At 42.4% G+C, this 19,962-nt stretch carries 19 protein-coding genes; 2 read left to right on the top strand and 17 right to left on the bottom strand.

The genetic code is table 11. The features are described from left to right. Positions 1 to 21: 21 nt before the first annotated feature. The 15 genes from ACZ5B7_RS14665 to ACZ5B7_RS14735 form a co-directional block, all read right to left on the bottom strand. Positions 22 to 309 carry a BMC domain-containing protein gene (locus tag ACZ5B7_RS14665; protein ID WP_464494328.1) on the bottom strand — a complete coding sequence of 96 codons (288 nt, stop codon included), beginning with the start codon at positions 307 to 309 and terminating at the stop codon, positions 22 to 24. A gap of 1 nt (position 310) precedes the next feature. Then, positions 311 to 973 carry a phosphate propanoyltransferase gene (locus ACZ5B7_RS14670; RefSeq protein WP_464494329.1) on the bottom strand — a complete coding sequence of 221 codons (663 nt, stop codon included), beginning with the start codon at positions 971 to 973 and terminating at the stop codon, positions 311 to 313. Positions 974 to 1,011: 38 nt separating this feature from the next. Then, the gene (locus ACZ5B7_RS14675) at positions 1,012 to 1,296 is read right to left on the bottom strand and encodes a BMC domain-containing protein (protein WP_213115508.1); all 285 of its coding nucleotides are present in this window, start codon (positions 1,294 to 1,296) and stop codon (positions 1,012 to 1,014) included. 21 nt (positions 1,297 to 1,317) lie between these two features. Next, positions 1,318 to 2,835, bottom strand: coding sequence for an aldehyde dehydrogenase family protein (locus tag ACZ5B7_RS14680; protein ID WP_464494330.1), 1,518 nt, complete (start codon positions 2,833 to 2,835; stop codon positions 1,318 to 1,320). 23 nt (positions 2,836 to 2,858) lie between these two features. Continuing rightward, on the bottom strand, positions 2,859 to 3,275 hold the full coding sequence (locus ACZ5B7_RS14685; RefSeq protein WP_464494331.1) for a hypothetical protein: 417 nt from the start codon (positions 3,273 to 3,275) through the stop codon (positions 2,859 to 2,861). A gap of 31 nt (positions 3,276 to 3,306) precedes the next feature. Then, a complete protein-coding gene (locus tag ACZ5B7_RS14690) occupies positions 3,307 to 4,320 on the bottom strand; it encodes a phosphotransferase enzyme family protein (protein WP_464494332.1) in 1,014 nt (337 codons plus the stop codon). Positions 4,321 to 4,342: 22 nt separating this feature from the next. Next, a complete protein-coding gene (locus ACZ5B7_RS14695) occupies positions 4,343 to 5,605 on the bottom strand; it encodes a class-III pyridoxal-phosphate-dependent aminotransferase (RefSeq protein ID WP_464494333.1) in 1,263 nt (420 codons plus the stop codon). Positions 5,606 to 5,682: 77 nt separating this feature from the next. Further along, positions 5,683 to 6,459 (bottom strand): DeoR/GlpR family DNA-binding transcription regulator, encoded by a 777-nt coding sequence (locus ACZ5B7_RS14700; protein ID WP_464494334.1) that lies wholly within the window; start codon positions 6,457 to 6,459, stop codon positions 5,683 to 5,685. Between the two features lie 79 nt (positions 6,460 to 6,538). After that, positions 6,539 to 7,297 (bottom strand): 3-oxoacyl-ACP reductase FabG, encoded by a 759-nt coding sequence (gene fabG / locus ACZ5B7_RS14705; protein ID WP_464494335.1) that lies wholly within the window; start codon positions 7,295 to 7,297, stop codon positions 6,539 to 6,541. Between the two features lie 223 nt (positions 7,298 to 7,520). Then, positions 7,521 to 8,840 carry a DUF2254 domain-containing protein gene (locus ACZ5B7_RS14710; RefSeq protein ID WP_464494336.1) on the bottom strand — a complete coding sequence of 440 codons (1,320 nt, stop codon included), beginning with the start codon at positions 8,838 to 8,840 and terminating at the stop codon, positions 7,521 to 7,523. Positions 8,841 to 8,965: 125 nt separating this feature from the next. Then, positions 8,966 to 10,597, bottom strand: a complete 1,632-nt coding sequence (locus tag ACZ5B7_RS14715) for an ABC transporter substrate-binding protein (RefSeq protein ID WP_464494337.1) — start codon at positions 10,595 to 10,597, stop codon at positions 8,966 to 8,968. Between the two features lie 127 nt (positions 10,598 to 10,724). Continuing rightward, positions 10,725 to 11,639: an oligopeptide ABC transporter permease gene (opp4C, locus tag ACZ5B7_RS14720; RefSeq protein WP_423802500.1), complete on the bottom strand. Its 915-nt coding sequence runs from the start codon at positions 11,637 to 11,639 to the stop codon at positions 10,725 to 10,727. Positions 11,640 to 11,656: 17 nt separating this feature from the next. Then, the gene (locus ACZ5B7_RS14725) at positions 11,657 to 12,607 is read right to left on the bottom strand and encodes an ABC transporter permease (protein WP_423802501.1); all 951 of its coding nucleotides are present in this window, start codon (positions 12,605 to 12,607) and stop codon (positions 11,657 to 11,659) included. Between the two features lie 28 nt (positions 12,608 to 12,635). Continuing rightward, on the bottom strand, positions 12,636 to 13,628 hold the full coding sequence (locus ACZ5B7_RS14730) for an ABC transporter ATP-binding protein (protein ID WP_464494338.1): 993 nt from the start codon (positions 13,626 to 13,628) through the stop codon (positions 12,636 to 12,638). Continuing rightward, the gene (locus ACZ5B7_RS14735; protein ID WP_464494339.1) at positions 13,625 to 14,641 is read right to left on the bottom strand and encodes an ABC transporter ATP-binding protein; all 1,017 of its coding nucleotides are present in this window, start codon (positions 14,639 to 14,641) and stop codon (positions 13,625 to 13,627) included. The genes ACZ5B7_RS14730 and ACZ5B7_RS14735 overlap by 4 nt, the downstream gene beginning before the upstream one ends. A 216-nt stretch (positions 14,642 to 14,857) precedes the next feature. Between ACZ5B7_RS14735 and ACZ5B7_RS14740 the strand changes: the two genes are divergently transcribed. Then, a complete protein-coding gene (locus tag ACZ5B7_RS14740; RefSeq protein WP_464494340.1) occupies positions 14,858 to 15,595 on the top strand; it encodes a response regulator transcription factor in 738 nt (245 codons plus the stop codon). A gap of 13 nt (positions 15,596 to 15,608) precedes the next feature. Further along, positions 15,609 to 17,378, top strand: a complete 1,770-nt coding sequence (locus ACZ5B7_RS14745) for a sensor histidine kinase (protein WP_464494341.1) — start codon at positions 15,609 to 15,611, stop codon at positions 17,376 to 17,378. Between the two features lie 63 nt (positions 17,379 to 17,441). Here ACZ5B7_RS14745 and ACZ5B7_RS14750 read toward each other — a convergent pair whose 3' ends face one another. Next, the gene (locus ACZ5B7_RS14750) at positions 17,442 to 18,629 is read right to left on the bottom strand and encodes a M20 metallopeptidase family protein (RefSeq protein WP_464494342.1); all 1,188 of its coding nucleotides are present in this window, start codon (positions 18,627 to 18,629) and stop codon (positions 17,442 to 17,444) included. A gap of 26 nt (positions 18,630 to 18,655) precedes the next feature. Further along, a complete protein-coding gene (locus ACZ5B7_RS14755; RefSeq protein WP_464494343.1) occupies positions 18,656 to 19,843 on the bottom strand; it encodes an amidohydrolase in 1,188 nt (395 codons plus the stop codon). Positions 19,844 to 19,962: the final 119 nt, after the last annotated feature.

Consider the following 19,962-nt stretch of genomic DNA (forward strand, 5'->3'; position numbering starts at 1 on the left):
TGAATTGTCTTCAATCTTCTCTTATTTTTTAACGTTAGACTTCTCCATAAATAACTGCGGCAGGCTTTCATCAGGATGTGGAATGACATGAAATGCAATTAAAGAACCTTTTTTTCTGGCCATATCCGCCCCTGCTTCGACCGCTGCCTTTACGGCACTGACATCCCCTTCTACTAGGATCGTAACGAGAGCTGGGTCGACCATATTTTGTTTGACAAGCTGGACAAATGAGGTTTTTACCATCACATCTAATGCTTCGATGGAGGTAGCCAGTCCTCTAGTTTCAATCATTCCTAAAGCTTTTGCCAACTCACCTCACCTCTTCCACGTCTTTTTTCACCAGTTTTCCTGTCTGCCCGCTTACAATCAACCCGGCATTCGCTTCATCGGTATCGATATGCATTTCCAAAATATACTTAGGTGAAACTCGAATCTGCACCCTTTCATATCTGATCGGCCGAATTAGATGACCAACTTCCACGGCAACATATTCCCCGTCCGCCACACTAAATTGGAGTGCCTGCTCTGGCGGCATATGGATATGTGCTTGGGCGATGATTAATCCTTTTTCTAAAAATAGACTGCCATTCGGGCCGATAATGGTTACCGGCGAAGATCCCTCTAAGTCTCCTGATTCTCGGATGGGCGGCTTCAAACCAAGTTTAATCGCGTCGGTTTGACTTACCTCTACCTGTGTTTCCTTCCGTAATGGCCCAAGAACCCGAACTCTTTCAATGCTCCCCTTCGGTCCGGCAATGATGACCGTTTCATTTGCAGCGAATTGCCCGGGTTGCGACAAATCAGCCTTTTTGGTTAACTGATAACCCTTGCCAAAAAGGAATTCTAAATCCTTTTCCTTTAAATGACAATGCCGTGCCGATACACCAATAGGAATACAGGCCTCATCATGAGGACTCTGCTGCAGCCGCCTTATTACTTCCTCAACAATCCGTTTTGTTAGTTCTTCCTTCATCCTCTTAACCTCATTTTTTCATCTCTGGAATTAAAGGTCTATCCCTCAATCTTCGGTAATACGAGCTGCAATTCAGTATGCGGCCTTGGAATGACATGAACTGAGAGAAGTTCGCCCACCCGCTGTGCCGCTTCACTGCCTGCTTCTGTCGCGGCTTTAACCGCGCCGACATCACCCGTTACTAACACAGTCACAATTCCGCCGCCAACATGGACCTTCCCTACAAGATTTACGTTCGCTGCTTTTACCATCGCATCGGCCGCTTCCAATGAAGCTACCAAACCTCTAGTTTCAATCATGCCAAGAGCACCATTTATCGCCATACCATATTCCTCCTAAAAGTACTAAGACTTTTGATATTGTTCTATTACACTCTTAACTAACTGGGTAATCATCTCTTTGTCTATTTCCATCCGGTTCTTGCTTGCTTTTTCCAAGACCTGTTCGACGATTTTCTCACTGCTGCCGATTTTTTCAATCGATTGTGCAGGCTTTGGAATGGGTACATCCTTTATTCCGTAAGCGATTCGTTTAATATTAATCAAATGCCTTGCCGTGATGTTGTCTCCCGTAATGTTGCCGCCGTATGACCCGCACCCTAGTGTAAGCGAGGCGGTCAATCCTGTCGTTGCACCTGCAGCGCCAATCGATGCCAGTGTGTTTACTAAAATTCTAGAGACGGGCATTTCAAGGCCAAACATTTTGGCAACATTCTCATCATTGGTATGAAGGGCGAGGCTATGGCCCCTTCCGCCAATATTCAACAATTCCTGACAGATTCTTTTCGCCTCTTCCACATCCGTAGCTGTATATAGGGCAAAAATCGGAGCAAGTTTTTCAATTGAAAAAGGGATTTCCTTCCCAATTGATTCTTCCTCGGCAATTAACAATCGTGTCCCACTTGGTACTGTTAGGCCGGCCATGGCGGCAATTTTTACCGCAGACCTTCCAACAATCGCTGGATTCAATTTTCCCCGTGTTGGAGAAATCACGTTTTCGACCAATGATTTTTCTGAGCCAGTTAAAAAGTAGGCACCATTGTTTTTTAATTCTCTTATCGTCATTTCTTTCACGTTTTTGTGGACGACAATCGCCTGCTCGGTCGCACAAATCGTGCCATTATCAAACGTTTTGCTGTCAACAATCATCTTGACTGCTTTGTTGATATTCGCGGAACGATCAATATAAACCGGAACATTCCCTGGTCCGACACCGTAGGCAGGTTTTCCAGAACTGTATGCAGCTCGGACCAGCCCGCCGCCGCCTGTTGCCAGGATTAATTGGATATCTTGATGGTGCATCAGTTCCGTCGTTGCCGGCATTGTCGGTCTGCTGATCCAGCCGATTAACCCTTCAGGTGCGCCTGCCTCAGTGGCGGCATCTCGGCATACCCGAAGCGCCTCCACCGTACACTTTACCGCCGAAGGATGCGGGCTGACGACAATCGCATTTTGCGATTTTAATGAAATAAGTGTTTTAAAAAATGCCGTCGAGGTTGGGTTCGTCGTTGGGATGATCCCGGCAATAACACCGAACGGGTAGGCGATTTCCGTGATTTTTTCTTTTTTGTCTGTTCTGATGATACCTACCGTTTTTTCATCCTTGATAGATTCATAGACTCCCAGTGAGCCTAAGTCGTTTTTAATTTTTTTATGTTCAACCACACCCATTCCTGTTTCCTCAACAGCCATTTGCGCTAGTCTTTCAGAAGCTTGATAGGCTGCTTGTGCGGTTTGCTTGACGATGCGGTCGACCTGTTCCTGGGAAAATTCCTGAAACCTTGCTTGCGCTTCCTTTGCCCTGCTGACAGCTTCCTTCATTTCTTGAATAGAATTCAAATCTGTATCCATTTGCAAAAACATTCTCCCTCCCTTCATCTATCTTGTTAATCATGATGCGGGAAAAATTTCACCTGCCCTTGTCCCTCTTCCAAACTTGCAGTCTTATTCCCTAAACGTTTCCAGCTCGATAATTCCTCTTTTGTTAGTGGAGGATAATCAGACTGCCCGCCTGCATCTGCCTGTGGTCTCCTGTTAAAGCCAATTGAAGCGGAAATATTCTTCCAGATGTTGATTTCCTCCTCTGACAGGGGAGCGAGGTGAGTTTTTTCCTTAGAAAAACCTATAACTGAAGAAATTTCTTTCCATTTTTTAAAATCATAATCTGACAACGGCGGATATTCCGGGCAGTTGTTTTCTTCATGAGGACTTGTGTTCCAACCGTTGGATTGGGACGGACCCGCGTATTCTTCCAGCTTCGAAAGTACTAATCTGGTAATCTTTTCGACCAATTCGGCATCCATTGTATCACCACCTAAAACTGCAACAGGTTTCTTATATTTTTCCATCTCGTAAATACTTTTCTGCTAATTCATCGGTATCTTCTGTAAAGCCATTCCCCAATTCTCGTGTTGTCTCATTATCCCGGCTGCCAACCCAGGCAATCAACTGAAGCCGCCGCATCAGTATAAAAGAAGGGATTTCTTGTTCTTCTTCCTCCGAAAGCGGGCGGACACTTCGATAGCCTTTTAACCATGAAGCAATGAGTTCCGGGACATATGGCTTATGTTCAATAAAGCTTAAGGATGTTGCAAGATCATATAAATACCAGCCAAAACCACAATCATCAAAATCAATTACTTTGATTTGATCCCTTTCAACTAAAAGATTTGCAAGTCGTAAATCAGAATGGATGAGGCCGTAACGGGTTGGGGCTTTGCCAAAGCGCTCCAATCTCGTTTTTATTTTCTCGGACACCTTTGTGAACAGTTCTGCCCGCTCTGGCGTTATCGCCAGTCCATCCTGCCATCTGCCCCACTTTGGAGATTGGCCAAGAATGGTATCGTAATCCCAAGTAAGCCTTCGGACATGAAGGAGTTGTTCCCAATTGGCAATACTGTGTTCATGCAGCTGGGCTGTAATCGCACCAAGCATTTCAAATTGGCTGATCAGCTCCTGCTGATTATCTTCATTAGGTGCCTCGCCCTCCAAAAATGTGAAAAGTGTACAGTGGTAGTCCGTGTTATCATAGTTAACGACTTGAATATATTCCCCATTTCCCCCAGATACCGGCAAGGAGACCTGGATAGACGAATGCTGGTCAATCGACCTTAACCACTCCAGTTCACTTTCCACTTCTATTTTTGTGTGATACCCGGGGCGTCCCACACGCAGAATATATTTTTCCGTTGTAGTAGTGTCTGTAATTAGGTAAGTAGCATTTTCGGAATAGTTTAATAGTTGAATAGAAGATTGCGATAAAAAGGGATAAAAAGGAATAGCGGATTTAGCAATTTGATTAAATTTTTCCATGGATTCCTGCAAAGGATCAATTGAGGAGCTGCCCATATTCATTACTCCTTTCGAATTGTTAACTGTAGCTGAAAACCGATTTATCTGCTTGTTTGATGCTTGCCTCGCATTTTGACAGTAACTCATCACAATATTCTTTATCGCAAAGCAAACCAGGTTTAAATTGCAGTACCCTATTATCGAGCATCGAGTAAATAGCCCACACGCCATTTTTATAAAGTTCCTGCATGACATAAATGGCGCCTTGCGGATGATTAAACTCAAGCCCCATCACCACGCCCAGTTGGCGGATACCGACAAAAAAGTTTGGATGCTGCTTCTTGATGGTTTCTAATCCTGTCCGCAAGTATCGGGCCACAAAATCAACGTTTTGCTGAACCTCTTTACGCTGCGAAATTTCAAGAACCTTCATGGCAACAATACAGCCTAATTCTGATCCCCCGAACGTCGAGATATGAGCAAAGCCATCTTCATTCATCCAATTCCCGGCTTGTTTGCTGACGACGGTTGCGGCAATCGGATAAATTCCGCCGCTAAAGCCTTTAGAGGTCACGAGAATATCCGGTTCGACCCCATAATGTTCAATACCCCAAAGCTTACCAGTCCGCATTAAACCAGTTTGCACTTCATCGGCGATATATAAAGTCCCGAATCTTTCACACAACCTTTTTACAGCGGATAGATAGCCTCTTTCCGGCAGCGGGAACCCATAGGTTGCAGGGATGGTTTCGATAATGACACAGGCGACATCTTCATTTCCGAGTGCCCGTTCCATGGCATCCAAATCATTGAAGGGAACATGAATAAATTCCGATGGGTCACCCTCACTTAGAAACATTCTGGAATACCGTTCATTTCCCAAAGAGACGGCGAGGCCTGTGTGACCGTGATAGCCATTTATAATCGAAACAATTTTCTTCCGTTTCGTTGCATAGCGTGCACATTTCAAGGCTACATCAATAGCCTCGCTTCCTCCAGCAGATAAAATGGAATAATGAAGGCTGTCAGGTGTACATTGTGAGAGTTTTTCCGAAAGGCGTGCACGCGTCATGGCCGGAAAGTGGTGATTACCAATATCAAATTCATCCAATGCTTCTTTCAAAGTGGCAATAATTTCTGGATTGCGGTGACCGAGATTATAAGTTCCTCCATTTAAATGGACATCCATTAATTTCTTGCCTTCCATATCATAAAAGTAATATCCTTCCCGTTTCCCCATCACCAAATCAATGCCGTCTTTTTGCCATTGGCTGGTTTTTCCCGGGTTCCACCATTTAATAGAGCGGTCAAGGATTGCTTTTTTACTGCCAAATTCAATCATATTCGTTTCTCCTTATCTCTCAAAGCGTTTAGTTATGATGGTTATCACATCTTTAATTTTTGAAATTTAGGATTTCTCTATATCTCATCAGCCACAATTAATTCAACGCCACGGGCCGCTACTGTTTTCTTCCACTCGTTGGGGCAGCTTTGGTCTGTGATAATCTTGGATGCGTCTGAAATCGAGCACATATAAGCAAAGGTCGTTTTTCCGAACTTGGAATGGTCGGCGAGAACTATGACCTCCTCTGCCCGCTCCATCATTTTTCGGGAGATGCTTGATCCGCTGATATCATAATCGGTAATTCCGTTGGCAATGGAAACCCCTCCTGCACAAACAAAGGCTTTATCGGCACGAAGCATTTCAAGCATCCGTTCGGACAGCGGACCGCTCATATATTTCTGGTTTCTTTCAATTTCGCCGCCAATAAAAATGACTCGGCCCTTAAAACTGTCCATAGCCGCAAGCATGACTGGAACAGAATGGGTAATCAGAGTAATATCCTGCTTATCTGCAAGGAACGGAATCATGTCGAGCGGAGTCGTTCCGTTGCCAATCATAATGATGTCACCGTCTTCCACTAGGTCTGCAGCCGCCTTACAAATGGCTTGTTTCTCTTTTTGGTTAATCGTTGTTTTTTCATCGAAAGGCAGTTCCCAGCTATGAATCTTATTTTTGATGGCACCACCATATACTTTTTTCAAATATCCTTCCTTTTCAAGCCGGTCTAGGTCGCGGCGAATCGTTTCATCGGAAACATGGAGAAGGTTGGCCAAGACGCGCACCTGGACCTTTTCTTCCTTTTCTAAAGATTCCATAATGGTTGTTTTTCGTTCTTCATAGGATAAAGACATATCTAGTACCACCTACTAAGCACAGAATTGGAACCTTTATTCTAGTAAAGGTGTTAGTTTTTCAAAAAATAACTCGTAATTAATTTTCAGGTAATATTTGTCCGCCATCGACTATAATCGATTGTCCAGTGATAAAGCCTGCTTCTTTAGTGGCCAAGAACAGGGCTGCATAGCCAATGTCTTCAACGGTGCCAAGCTTTTTCATTGGGATGGCCGAAGCCATTTCTTCTAGGTAGTCATCACCTAGACCTTCGAGTCCTTCTGTTAAGACATTCCCTGGCAGCACAGCATTCACGGTAATTTGTTCGCCAGCCAGCTCTAAGGCGGCTGTTCGCATGAACCCCAATTGCGCCGCTTTACTAGCCGCATAATGAGACCAACCCGGATAGCCGGTAACAGGACCAGTAATCGACGAGGTAATGACAATTCGTCCGTATTCAGCTTGCTTGAGATATGGGATGCACGCTTGTACAGCGTGGAATGTGCCCTTCGCGTTGGTATTCATGACAGTATCCCAATCTTCATTTGTCATCGTCTCCAGCGAGGCAGATGGAAAAATCCCGGCATTGGCACACAAAACATCAATACCGCCAAATGTTTCATGGACCTCTTTCACTACAGCCTTCATCGAGTCACGATTTTGGACATCGCCTTGGAATGCCACAACTTTTGCATTTTTGCTGTCTAATTCTGCTGCACATGCTTCGGCGGCCTCCAAATTTCTTGCGACAACCGCAACATTGGCACCGTGCTTGGCAAACACGCGGGCAATCCCTTTCCCAATTCCTTTACTGCCACCCGTAACGATAACTGTCTTACCCTGCAATGTACTATACATCTTAACAGCTCCTCTACTATTTAAATGTGAATGGGCTTTTTTAAAAAACAACAAGTTTCCAATATCCAATTTGCATGAAGTTGTGGGATGTACTGTGAGATGTTGTGGATTTCAAGATAGTAAATATGTATGATAGCCTAGAACAGAATATTCAGTTTATACAAAATAGTTGTCTCTATTAAAAAAAGCCCATTGACTGGGCTTTTGGCATTTGGATAAATATTTAAAGAACTTTGAATTCATGCTGTCGTTTACATGCCTTAGCTAGTATAAGAAGCAAGTCATTTAGGTAGCGGCGATCAAGGGAAATTAATTTTTTAGCTTGAATACCCTCCAAAATATAGGCGGTAAATTCCCATACAGTATTTTTAATAGTAGAATCGTTGGTTTCAGCGATAACCGTTAATGCTTTTAGAATGGCACGGATGATTGAGATATCTTCTTGGCCATAGTGACGTATTTGATAAAAGCTTAAGTATAAATAATCTGAAAAAAGAAGCTGCTTAGTAATAAGCCTTAAGTTGCCTTGTTTATCGTATTTTAAGGGTTTCGGCAGTTGTTTTTGGCCTAGCCCTTCCAAAATACTGCCAATCTGTTCAATACAATTAACAGCTGTATTTGGATCATTCACGGCAGGCGAAATCGCACGTAAAGCGATTTCAACTAACTTTTTTAAGCCAAATTCAACATTATGGTAGGGGGACCGAGTGGGACCGATAGAAAAATAAGTGGACAGTTCATTTTCGAGCCCCTCATCTGCCATGTTCCAGACCGAAAACAAAGGTGAACCCTGGTTAACGAAATCAGCCTGTTTTTTTTCGATTCGAATAATACCATTATTTCGCACTGCCACTTCCAATAAGGCAGCTTCATTAATAACTTCAATATATCCAGTTTCCGGGGCTTTTATCAGAATAGGATCATGTTTTTCGTGAGATTCAAAATCGTATTCTTCCCTTTTATCCTCCACTGTTTCGTTTATCGAGTATTTTTCCTCAACGACCTTTTTGGTTTCAGAAGAAATTCTAAAAATTAAATGACCGACTTGGATCCAATTGGAGGTATGATGGACAAAAAAGATGAAAGCGGCTAAGCAGATTATGGTTACAAGTATAGCGAATGAAGGTGACAGGAATGTGGTCTTTTCCTCTGTTTCTCTTAACAACAAAAGTAGAATGACAGAATATACAAAACCACCAACAAAGCTTCCCAATACACGCTGCGTGCTATGGTCGGTAATAAAATTTTGCAATGTCCGCGGTGAGAAGTTGGACAAAAACGTAGTCAGAACAACTAATATCGAGGAGAACGTAATAGTTGTCATTGTTAGAAGTGCCGAGGAAATGGAACCTAGCACCGTTTGAGCTAATCCCTTATCGGAAAGCAAAAGATTTGGCACATATTTCAAAATATCAGGACGGGCCGATAAAAAAAAGTCAAAGCGAATCGTCAGAATGGCCAATATAAAAGCAACCAAGCTATAAAGGGCTGGTAAATACCAGAAACTGCCACGAATATGTCTCCATAGAGTTAATAGCTTCATACGTGTTTACCTCTACTTCTAAAAAACAAGTTTTTTTAACTAGTCTTGCCAAAAGCTTGGCATCATAAAATGTGTAAAAACGCAGAAAACCAGCGGGGAACTACCCCCCGCTGGTTTTTTTGTAGTTATTTTTCAATTTGCCATTCATTTACATTATAAAACATACCGAATTGCTTTGGTTGTCCTACTTTAACTTTCTTATTTACGGCTCCCATTAGGAAGTCTGAATAAAGTGAAAGTGTTGGCAGATCTTCATGCAGGATTTCTTGGACTTTGTCATAAATCACTCTGCGCTTTTCTGGATCTGGTTCTGATTTACCTTGTGTTAACAAATTATCAAGCTCAGGATTGCTATAATCAGCAAAATTATAGGTTGCACCAGAAGCATAGAATGTACTTACATCCGGATCAATTTGGTACGGGATTCCTAGGAACATAATATCAAAGTCATGCTTAGCACCTTTTTGCATATGAGTTGGGAAGTCGTACTTTTGAACCTGAACGTTTAACCCTACTGCTTTTAAATTTTCTGCAATAATAACAGCGGATTGCTCACGAACCTGGTTGCCGATTGGAACATTGACTCGAATTGGCCTGCTCTTATCCCAGCCTGATTCTGCAATGAGCTTCTTAGCTTTCTCTGGATCATATTGGTAATTCTTAATGTTTTTATCAAAATATGGATGGATCTTTGTGTATGGTCCATCAATGATTTCTGCTTTTCCTTTTAATAACTTCTCAACAAGTTGCGGACGGTTAATCGCATAAGCAATCGCTTGGCGCATCTTCTGATCAAAGGTTTTTGTATTCATGTAGATTTCCTGCCAATCATAGCCCTTTGGATCATTTGTTGTGACATTCGCCATATTTTTCACTTTTTCAATATCTTGAATCGCAATTGCACCTGTGGATGGGTAGTTGATATGAATTTCGCCTGTTTGCAGCTGTGCTGTAATGTTTGCTTGTGGAACTACCTTAAAGAACAGCTTTGCAGTTTTTGGTGCACCTCGATAGTAATTTGGATTTGCCTTAAGTTCTACACTTGATTCCCCGCTGAAGTTAACAAGCGAATAGGCACCATTGGAAACGGTTGGCTTTAACATAAATGGATCTTGATGAAGCGTTGCCGGATCCTTATCCTTTAAGATATGACTTGGAACAGCTCGGAAATTGATTAAGCTCCCTTTAAGATAGTTTGGGTCAGTCGGCTTTTTCGTGTGAATGACAAAGGTTTTGTCATCAACTACTTCAATCCCCTTAACAGACTTTTCTCCTTTTGGCAGCTGGCCATTTTCATCCAGACCATCAATAACGTTAAGAGTTTTCAAGCCGGAACTTTGAACGGCAGGATTGGCCAGCAGATCAAACGTAAATTTAACATCCTCAGACGTAACAGGCTTCCCATCTGTCCAATTTGCCTTTGAATTAATTTTAATCGTAAACGCTTGGTTATCTTTTGTTTCAAAGCTTTCAGCTAACTTATTTTGAAATTGCATGTTTTCATCTGGTTCAAAGAAAGGATCAAATAGAATATTTGCCAATGTAATGGCACCCAAGTCACGGGTATTAATCGGATTGATTGCACCGATTGCGTTTGAAACACCTACAACAATGGTATCACCATATTGTGCTGAGCCGCCGCCCTTCCCATTTTCCTTCGGTGTGCTTGATGCATTATTAGAACCTGAACATGCACTTAAAAATAATAACAAAGCAATCGATAAAAGCGTTAAAAATTTTCCTTTCAGCTTCTTCATTCCCGTCCCTCTTTTCGTTTTATATTGGATTGCTATATATTATTGGGGGCATGGCCCCCAATCGTTTAACGCTTTAATGTGATGAGGAGTTGGCCCCCACTGCGTTAATGCGCTAAATACCTCAATGTTACTTCAATGTTTTCGGATCTAAAGCGTCCCGCAGGCCATCACCGATAAAATTGATCGCTAATACGACAATGACAATCATTACCCCCGGAGGAACCCATAGCCATGGCTGATCGGTTAATACTGTGATAGATTGGGCATCTGTCAGCATGTTCCCCCAGCTCGCCGTTGGCGGCTGTACACCCATTCCGAGGAAGCTTAGGGAAGCTTCTACGATAATGGCTGCTGCTATGCCAAATGTAGCCTGTACAAGTATAGGAGCAATCGCATTCGGTAAAATATGCTGGAATAAAATCCTTGGTGTACTTAACCCAAGCACAACACCCGATTTGACATAATCAACATGTTTCAGCGAAAGTACCGTTCCGCGAACCAATCTGGCAACGGCCGGCCAGCCGAGGAGTCCCAAAATCCAGATGATATTAAATAGGCTAGGCCCTAAAATACTGACCACTACAAGAATTAACATCAATCCAGGGAATGACATGAAGACGTCTGTCAATCGCATTAACACAATATCGACCCATCCGCCAAAATAGCCGGAAACCGCACCTAGGATGGTTCCAATGACGGTGTAAATAAGAACTGCCCCTAGTCCGACTGCCATCGAAACTCTTGATGCATAGATGAGGCGTGTAAAAAGATCCCGTCCGACTTGGTCGGTTCCTAACCAGTGCTCAGCAGATGGCGGTGCAGAAAATTCGTCATAAACCTGATACGGGTCCTTGGGTGCAATAGCTGGTGCAAAAATCGCAATCAGGATGATTAACAACATCAAAATACTGCCTGCTACGGCCAAGCGATGCTTCATAAAACGTTTAATTATTAGTTGTAAAGGCGTTTCCTCTCCGCCAATCTCTGTATGGGAAATGGGAGGTTTTACATCCTTTTTAATATTTGTTTCAAGCATTGGCATACCATGTTCCTCCTTCCCTATTTATACTTAATGCGCGGGTCAACAAACGAATAGACAATATCTGTTAATAGATTGGCAAACAGCACCATAAATGCCGTCAATAGATTAAGAGCCATTAGTGTTGGATAATCTCTTGACATGATGGACTGAATGGTCAGCTGCCCCATTCCTGGCCACTGAAATATCTGTTCGGTGATAACCGCTCCGCCAAGTAAGAAAGGAATCTCCATGCCAATGATCGTAATAATCGGAATCAAGGCATTTTTTAAAGCATGTTTATTGGTAACAACAAATTCCTTTAACCCCTTTGCTCTCGCCGTCCGTAAATAATCCTGGCCCAGCACCTCCAAAAGACTTGCCCTGACATAGCGGACATATTGTCCAGAAATTCCGACTGCGAGCACGATCACCGGAAGAATTAAATGCTGCACCTTATCCAAGAAATTGTCCTCACTGCCGAGAGTCGACATGCCCCCAGCCGGCAGGACCTGCAATTGTACAGCAAAGATATAAATGAGGCCCAATCCTAGGAAAAAATGCGGGATGGAAATTCCGAAAAAAGAAGTCCCTGTCGCCAAATAGTCAAGTTTGCTATATTGTTTGACTGCACTTAAAATACCGATCGGCAGAGCGATGATTAACCCGACTATAAGGGCTAGTCCCATTAATTCAAATGTCGGGCCAAGCCTTTCAAAAATCATCTCTTTTACCGGTTCATAAGTCGAAAAAGAGTAACCCAAATTGCCTTGTACGAGGTTACCGAGCCAATGGAAAAACTGAATGTAAAGCGGATCATTTAAGCCAAGCTGTTCCTTCCTCATCGCCAACAGTTCAGGAGAAGAATTGGGGTCGACGTACATATCAACCGGGTTTCCCGGTGCCATATTAATAATGATAAAGTTGACAACCATAACCCCAAATAAAACAGGGATGGCAATTAAAAGCCTGCGAATAATATAGGGAACCATATTTTCACCCTCTTTCAAAAACTAGAATTTATGCATCGTTAACTGCAAAGCAAGCAACGCTATGTTCGTTCCCCTTAAGAACAGGTCTTTGCTCCCGGCAAATTGCCGTTGCAATCGGGCAACGTGTATGAAAACTGCAGCCGCTCGGCGGATTGGCCGGACTTGGTACATCGCCAGCAATAATGATTCTTTCTTTTGACCTTAATTCAGGGTTTGGTATCGGATAAGAGCTTAACAATGCTTTTGTATAAGGATGCTGCGGATTTTTGAAAATTTCTTCCGTTTTTGCAACCTCGACAATTCTCCCTAAGTACATCACTGCAATCCGGTCGCTGATATACTTTACAGCTCCTAAGCCATGGGCAATAAACAAATAAGTAAGGTTGAATTCTTTTTGCAGATCCTTCAATAAATTCAGGATTTGTGCCTGAATGGATACATCCAAAGCAGATACCGGCTCATCGCAAATGATCAGTTTTGGATTCAGCGACAACGCTCTGGCAATTCCGATCCGCTGCCGCTGGCCGCCGGAAAATTCGTGAGGGTAGCGGTTTTTATAACTGTTCGGCAACCCGACCAGTTCCAAAAGCTCGTCCACCCGTTTATGGATTTTTTCCTTTTCAACTACTTGATGAATTCTCATCGGTTCTTCGAGGAGATCTTTGATTCTTTTTCTAGGATTCAGAGATGAATATGGGTCTTGGAAAATAATTTGTAAATCCCGGCGCAGACCTTTCATCGTATCTCTGTTAGCAGAGGTGATTTCTTTGTCCTGAAAATATACCTTACCCTCTGAGGCATTTTCCAGCCTTACAAGCGTTTTCCCAATGGTTGATTTCCCGCAGCCCGACTCTCCTACCAATCCGAGTGTTTCACCTTCGTTAATATAAAAGTCGACCCCATCTACCGCCTTCACGTGACCAACCGTTTTCGAAAAAACACCCCTTTTAATAGGGTAATAGGTTTTTAATTTTTCTACTTTTAGTAAAGGAGTCGTTTCTTTTTCAATCATGGTGGTCATGTGAATATTTCCTCCTTTGGTTGATCGGCGATTGTCCTTAAACCGTCTTCCTCGGTTAACCAGCACCTTACTTTATGCCCTGCTTGAACATCTTTAAGTCTAGGCTGTTCCTGCTCGCACCGTTCCGTAGCATATGGGCAGCGGGTATGGAACCGGCAGCCTGCCGGCATATGCTTAATGCTTGGCACTGAACCAGGGATTGAAGCAAGGCGTTGTTCACTTTCATATTCCAAATGTGGAATGGAGGCCATTAATCCTTGGGTATAAGGATGCTTTGGCTCTTTAAATAGCGTAAAAACATCTGCTTCCTCGACAACCTGACCGGCATACATGACAATAACTCGGTCGGCCGTTTCCGCAATCACCCCAAGATCATGAGTAATCAGCATAATGGCTGTATTAGAATCCTTTTGCAAGGTTTTCATCAACTGGAGAATTTGTGCCTGAATTGTTACATCCAGGGCAGTTGTCGGTTCATCCGCAATTAACAGCTTCGGCTTGCACGCAAGCGCCATCGCAATCATCACCCGCTGCCGCATTCCGCCTGACAATGCATGCGGGTATTCCTTCATAATCTCATTCGCCCTTGGAATTCCAACCTTTTTTAACATTTCAATGGCGTATTCTTTTGCAGCCTTTGGATTCATCTTTAAGTGAAGCTTGATTCCTTCAATCATTTGGTTTCCAATGGTGAAAACAGGATTTAATGAGGTCATGGGTTCCTGAAAGATCATCGATATCTCATTTCCCCTGATATCTCTTAAACGCTGATTGGATACTTTTGTCAGGTCTTCTTCTCCGAAAAGAATTTGGCCCTTTTTTACTTTTCCGTTTTTTCCGAGCAAACCCATTATCGATAAGGAGGTGACACTTTTTCCGCAACCGGACTCCCCAACAATGCCAATGGTTTCTCCAGGGTTGACTGAAAAACTCACCTCTTCTACTGAAATCACTTCTTCTTTGTCTGTTTCAAATGCAATTTGGACATGGTCTACTTCCAGTAAAGGTTTCATTCCTTCACCCCTCTTTCTAAAAACTATCAATTTTAAAAATTTTCGGAACATTCCATTCGATTAATATTATTTTATTAAAAATAGTAGTATGAAAAAAAGGGACCTGAATTGACATTTCGTATCATTACTTGACAAACAATGATAGGCTTACGCTTGTTGAATGTGTCAAAGTGTAGTATATTTTGAATATTAAAATAATGTTTTAGGGGGTGCCAAATGTACCAACTGGTGATTGCAGATGATGAATATGAAATTCGGCACGGCCTAGTAAACTATTTTCCGTGGAATGAACTTGGGTTCGAAGTAATTGGGGAAGCAGCAAATGGGAAAGAAGCCCTGGACCTAGTATCAGAGGGAAATGCTGACGTTTTGCTTTGCGATATTCAAATGCCCATCATGACTGGCATTGAGGTCATAAAGGAGATGCATGAGCAGAACTCCCCTGTCTTGACTGTTTTTTTAAGCGGTTACCAGGAGTTCCACTATGCCCAGTCTGCCATTAAGTACGGGGTCAAAAATTATATTTTAAAACCCACAAATTTTTCAGAAATAACGGAAGCGTTTTCGCAAATTAAAAAAGAACTAGACCAAAGAATGCCTGCCTCCACCCAAACGGTTTCCGCAAAACTAAAAAACGATGATGATGATCCGATTATTAATAAAATTAAAGATTATGTAAAAAACAATTTTAAAAATGCCACATTAGATGAGGCTGCCCAAGTCGTTTATATGAATCCCCATTATGTAAGCAAATATTTTAAACAAAAAACAGATGTCAATTTCTCTGATTTTCTTTTTCAAGTCAAAATGGAAGAAGCAGCAAAATTAATTAAAGAAATGAAGTACAAGGCCTATGAGGTAAGTGAAATGGTCGGATATAGCAATGCCAAGAATTTCACACGTGCGTTCCGAAAATATTTTGGGGTCAGCCCAAAGGAATATCGGCTAAATTAAGGGCGGCTTCTTAATGGATTCTTTAAAACGTTCCTTTTTTATTAAAAATTTAAGCAAGCTGCTAATTCCAATGCTAATCCCGGTGTTAATTCTAGGAACACTTGCGATTTCGTTAATTCATTTATATCTGAAGGAAAAGATAAATCAAGAAAACTTGAATCTATTAAATCAAATCCAAATGAACGTGGAAATGATTTTCGATGAGCTAAATTCTATTAACTTAACCATTGCCGCTAGCGCCAAAGAATTTCTGGACCTGCAAAACATGCTCGAGAAACAATGGCTGGATCCTGAGGATTTTGTTAAACTGGCGTCGTTAAAAAATACCATCGACTCTCCCGCTATTGCTCATCCGTACATTGATTCGATTTATATTTATATTGAAAATGATAAAAAACGATTTTTAACATCAACTACAGGCGGTTTGGTGGATCTTGGGCATTTTGATGACACCTCTTGGTATAAAGGGCTCGATAAGGTAAAAAGGGGCGAAACCATTTGGACAGAAAGAAGAACAGTGATTCGAAAGCTTGAGGATTTCCCTGACCAAAAGATTGAGGTCATTTCCTTATATCGGAGCTTTACTCTTGCAAATGGCAAACTGGGGTACATTGTTCTGAATGTAAACACTGATTATGTAAAGGATCATTTAAACAGCTTGCATAAAATGAGCGGTCAAAATATTATAGTCTTGGATAAAAATAACCAAGTTCTGTTTGAAAATCATCCAGTCCATTTAACGTCATTCGAAACGAAGGAAATGATTTCCTCGTCTAATGAAATTACCACATTGAAAATTGGAAATGACCCTTCTACTGTTTTTAAGTTGGACTCAAAAAAATATGGCTGGGTGTTTTTTTCGACCATCCCGCGGAGTTCTCTTTATAAGCTGCCATACCAATTAAGCTTGCTTACTTTAGTTCTCCTGCTTTCGTCGGTTATTGTGGGGGGGATTATCGCTTATTTTCTAACGAAAAAGAATTTTGCCGAAATTGATTCGATTGTCAATATCTTAAATAATGCCGAAAAGGGTGAACCTCTCCCCCATTTGCCAAACGACGTAAAGGATGTTCACAGCCTAATCATTCATAAGATTTTGACCAATTTTATGGAGCAATCCTATATGAAGGTGCTCCTGTCGGAGAGAAAGTATAAAATGCAGGCGCTGGAGTTATCCGTGCACCAATCCCAATTAAATCCGCATTTTTTGTACAATACACTAGAAACGATTAATTGGAAGGTGATTAGTCTTACCAAGCGGCCAAACGAGATTAACCAAATGATTGATCATCTCGGGAATATCCTCCGCTATTCCTTAAATGCAAAGGATAGCTTAGTTGTTTTAAAGGATGAAATCAAACATACGAAAAGCTATGTTGAGATTCAGAAAATTAGGCATAAGGATCAATTTGAGTTCCATTGGGAATGTGATGAGGGTGTTGAAAACTATTATGTTGTTAAACTGTTCCTACAGCCTTTGATTGAGAATTCACTGCAACATGGCCTGCCGGGCTTGGGAAGAACCCTTTCGATTAAAGTGAAAATAAGAGTGTTTCCTTCACACCTTTATGTATCGGTCATTGATAATGGTAAGGGAATCGGCAAGGCTAGGCTAGGGGAAATCTGTTCAAAGCTGAAATCAAATTATACAGCAAACGATCACATCGGCCTTTATAATACCCATAAACGCTTGCAACTAACCTACGGGGACAACTATGGTCTGGCCATCCGCAGTAAACTCGATTGGGGAACAAGCATTTCAATCCAAATCCCTATCAAATAAATAAGGGGCCTGGCACCGGTGCGTTAACCATTAACGTACCTGGGTTCAGGCCCCTTTCACATCTTAATTTTCATTTAGGTACTGCAATGCACTTCTGACAAAATACTGGACGCCAAGAATCAACGCTTCTTCTTTTACATCAAATTTTGGATGATGGTGCGGATAATTTTCGGCAGGGTTGTGGCTTCCCGCCCCCAAAAATGCGAAGCATCCCGGTGCTACCTCTGCAAATGCCGAGAAATCTTCACTACCCATCAATGCTGTACCTCTGACAAAATGGTCCTCACCAAAGGTTTCAATAATAACTTTTTCAACCATAGAGGTAATTTGTTCTTCATTGATAGTTGGACTGTAGCCAAAGTCATAGTTTAATTGATAAGTTGCACCATGTGCTTCGGTGAGTCCCTTTGTTAATTTCTCCATCCAGATTGGAATCTGCTTGCGAACTTCCGGGTCAAACGTTCGGACAGTACCTCCTAAGGTCACTTTGTCTGGAATGATATTGTTGGCCGTTCCCCCGTGAAACTGGGCAACCGTAATAACTGCCCGATGGCTGGCATCGACTTTTCTGGAGATAAACTGATTGATTCCATTTACCAACTGAACACCAATGGCAATCGGGTCAACAGTTTCCTCCGGTGCCGAACCATGCCCGCCTTTACCTTGAATGACAATATCAAAATCATCACACGCCGCAGTCACATGTCCGTAACAGAGCGAGAATTTGCCCAACGGACCTTGTGAACCAAGGTGAAGTCCGATCACACCTTCAAGGCCATCTGCTGCCCCCGCCTTTACCATTTCCTGGGCACCGCCAGGATTTAGTTCTTCTGCATGCTGGAAGAAGAAGCGAACTTCCCCTTTGATTTCGTCCTGTAATTGAGATAGAACTTTGGCCGCGCCAAGGAGCATCGCAGTATGTCCGTCATGACCGCAGGCATGCATCACACCTTGGGTTTTGGAAGCAAATGGCAATCCAGTCTCTTCAATGATTGGCAGGGCATCCATATCTGCCCGCAGCCCCAATACTTTGCCAGGCTGGCTGCCAAATAAGCGTCCCATGACACTGGTTGGTGTGACCCTGGAAACTTCAATATTGCCAAACGATTGCAGTTTTTCATAAACGTAATTAGAGGTTTCAAACTCTTGGAAAGAAAGCTCCGGGTTTTCGTGAAAATGTCTGCGCCATTTGACTACTTCTTCTTCAACTGCCTCTATTAGTTTCTGGATATCTACTACTCTTTCAATCACAAAATCTCCTCCACATTAGGGTACTTTTATTTCTCACCTAAAAATTTGAAGGCCGAGCGGACGAAATAATGGACACCTTTTATTAATGCCTCTTCCTTCACATCAAATTTTGGATGATGATGCGGATAATTTTCGGCTGGGTTCTCACTTCCAGCACCTAGAAAAACAAAACATCCAGGAGCTTCCGCTGAAAATGCCGAGAAATCCTCCCCTCCCATAATCCCATTCGCAATAATTCGATTGCTTTCTCCGAATGTGTCTACAATGGTTTCTTCCACCAATTTGGTGATATTTTCCTCATTTATGACAGGTGAGTATCCCAGCATATAATTGAGTTCATAGGAAGCGTCATGGGCTTCAGTGATTCCTTTTGCAATTTTTTCAATCCAGACAGGAATTTGTTTACGTACTTCCGGATCAAACGTACGGACAGTCCCGCCTAGGCTTACACGGTCAGGAATAATATTATTGGCTGTTCCGCCATTGAATTTGGTAACAGAAATGACAGCGCGCTGGGCTGCATCCACTTTCCGTGAAATAATTTGGTTGATTCCGTTAATAATTTGAACACCTATAGCAATTGGATCAATCGTTGCATTTGGTGCGGAACCATGTCCGCCCTTGCCCTGGATATCAATATCAAATGCATCAGTCGCTGCAGTAACTGGTCCATAACAAACAGTAAATTTCCCGGAAGGAATTTGCGAACCAAGGTGAACGCCGATGACTCCATCAATCCCTTCTGTAACGCCGGCCTTTACCATTTCTGAAGCGCCGCCAGGGAACAATTCCTCAGCATGCTGGAAGAAAAAGCGGATTTCCCCTTCTATTTCATCCTTTAATTGGGACAGAACCTTTGCCGCTCCTAAAAGCATGGCAGTATGTCCATCATGACCGCAGGCATGCATCACACCGTCATTTTTGGAGGCAAATGGCAGCCCGGTTTCTTCTTGAATTGGAAGCGCGTCCATGTCAGCACGTAAAGCAACAACTTTACCAGGCTTTGCGCCGATAATCCTACCTAACACACTTGTGGGCGTTGGACGGGATAACTCAATATTGCCAAAGGACTCCAGCTTCTCAAATACGTACTTGGATGTTTCTACCTCTTGAAATGAAAGTTCAGGATTTTCATGGAGATGCCTGCGCCACTCCACAACCTCTTTTTCAACAGCTTCAACTAATTTCTGAAGATCCAGCGTTTTCTCGACCATAAATTAAGCCTCCCTAAAATTCTTTTATTCAAGATAATTTTAGAGAAAAAGTACACTGAAATACAACAAAAATATAGAATATTCTAATAACAGTCAATATAAGAGTATTTTCTGAATCT

Source organism: Neobacillus sp. S1115 (assembly GCF_055385565.1).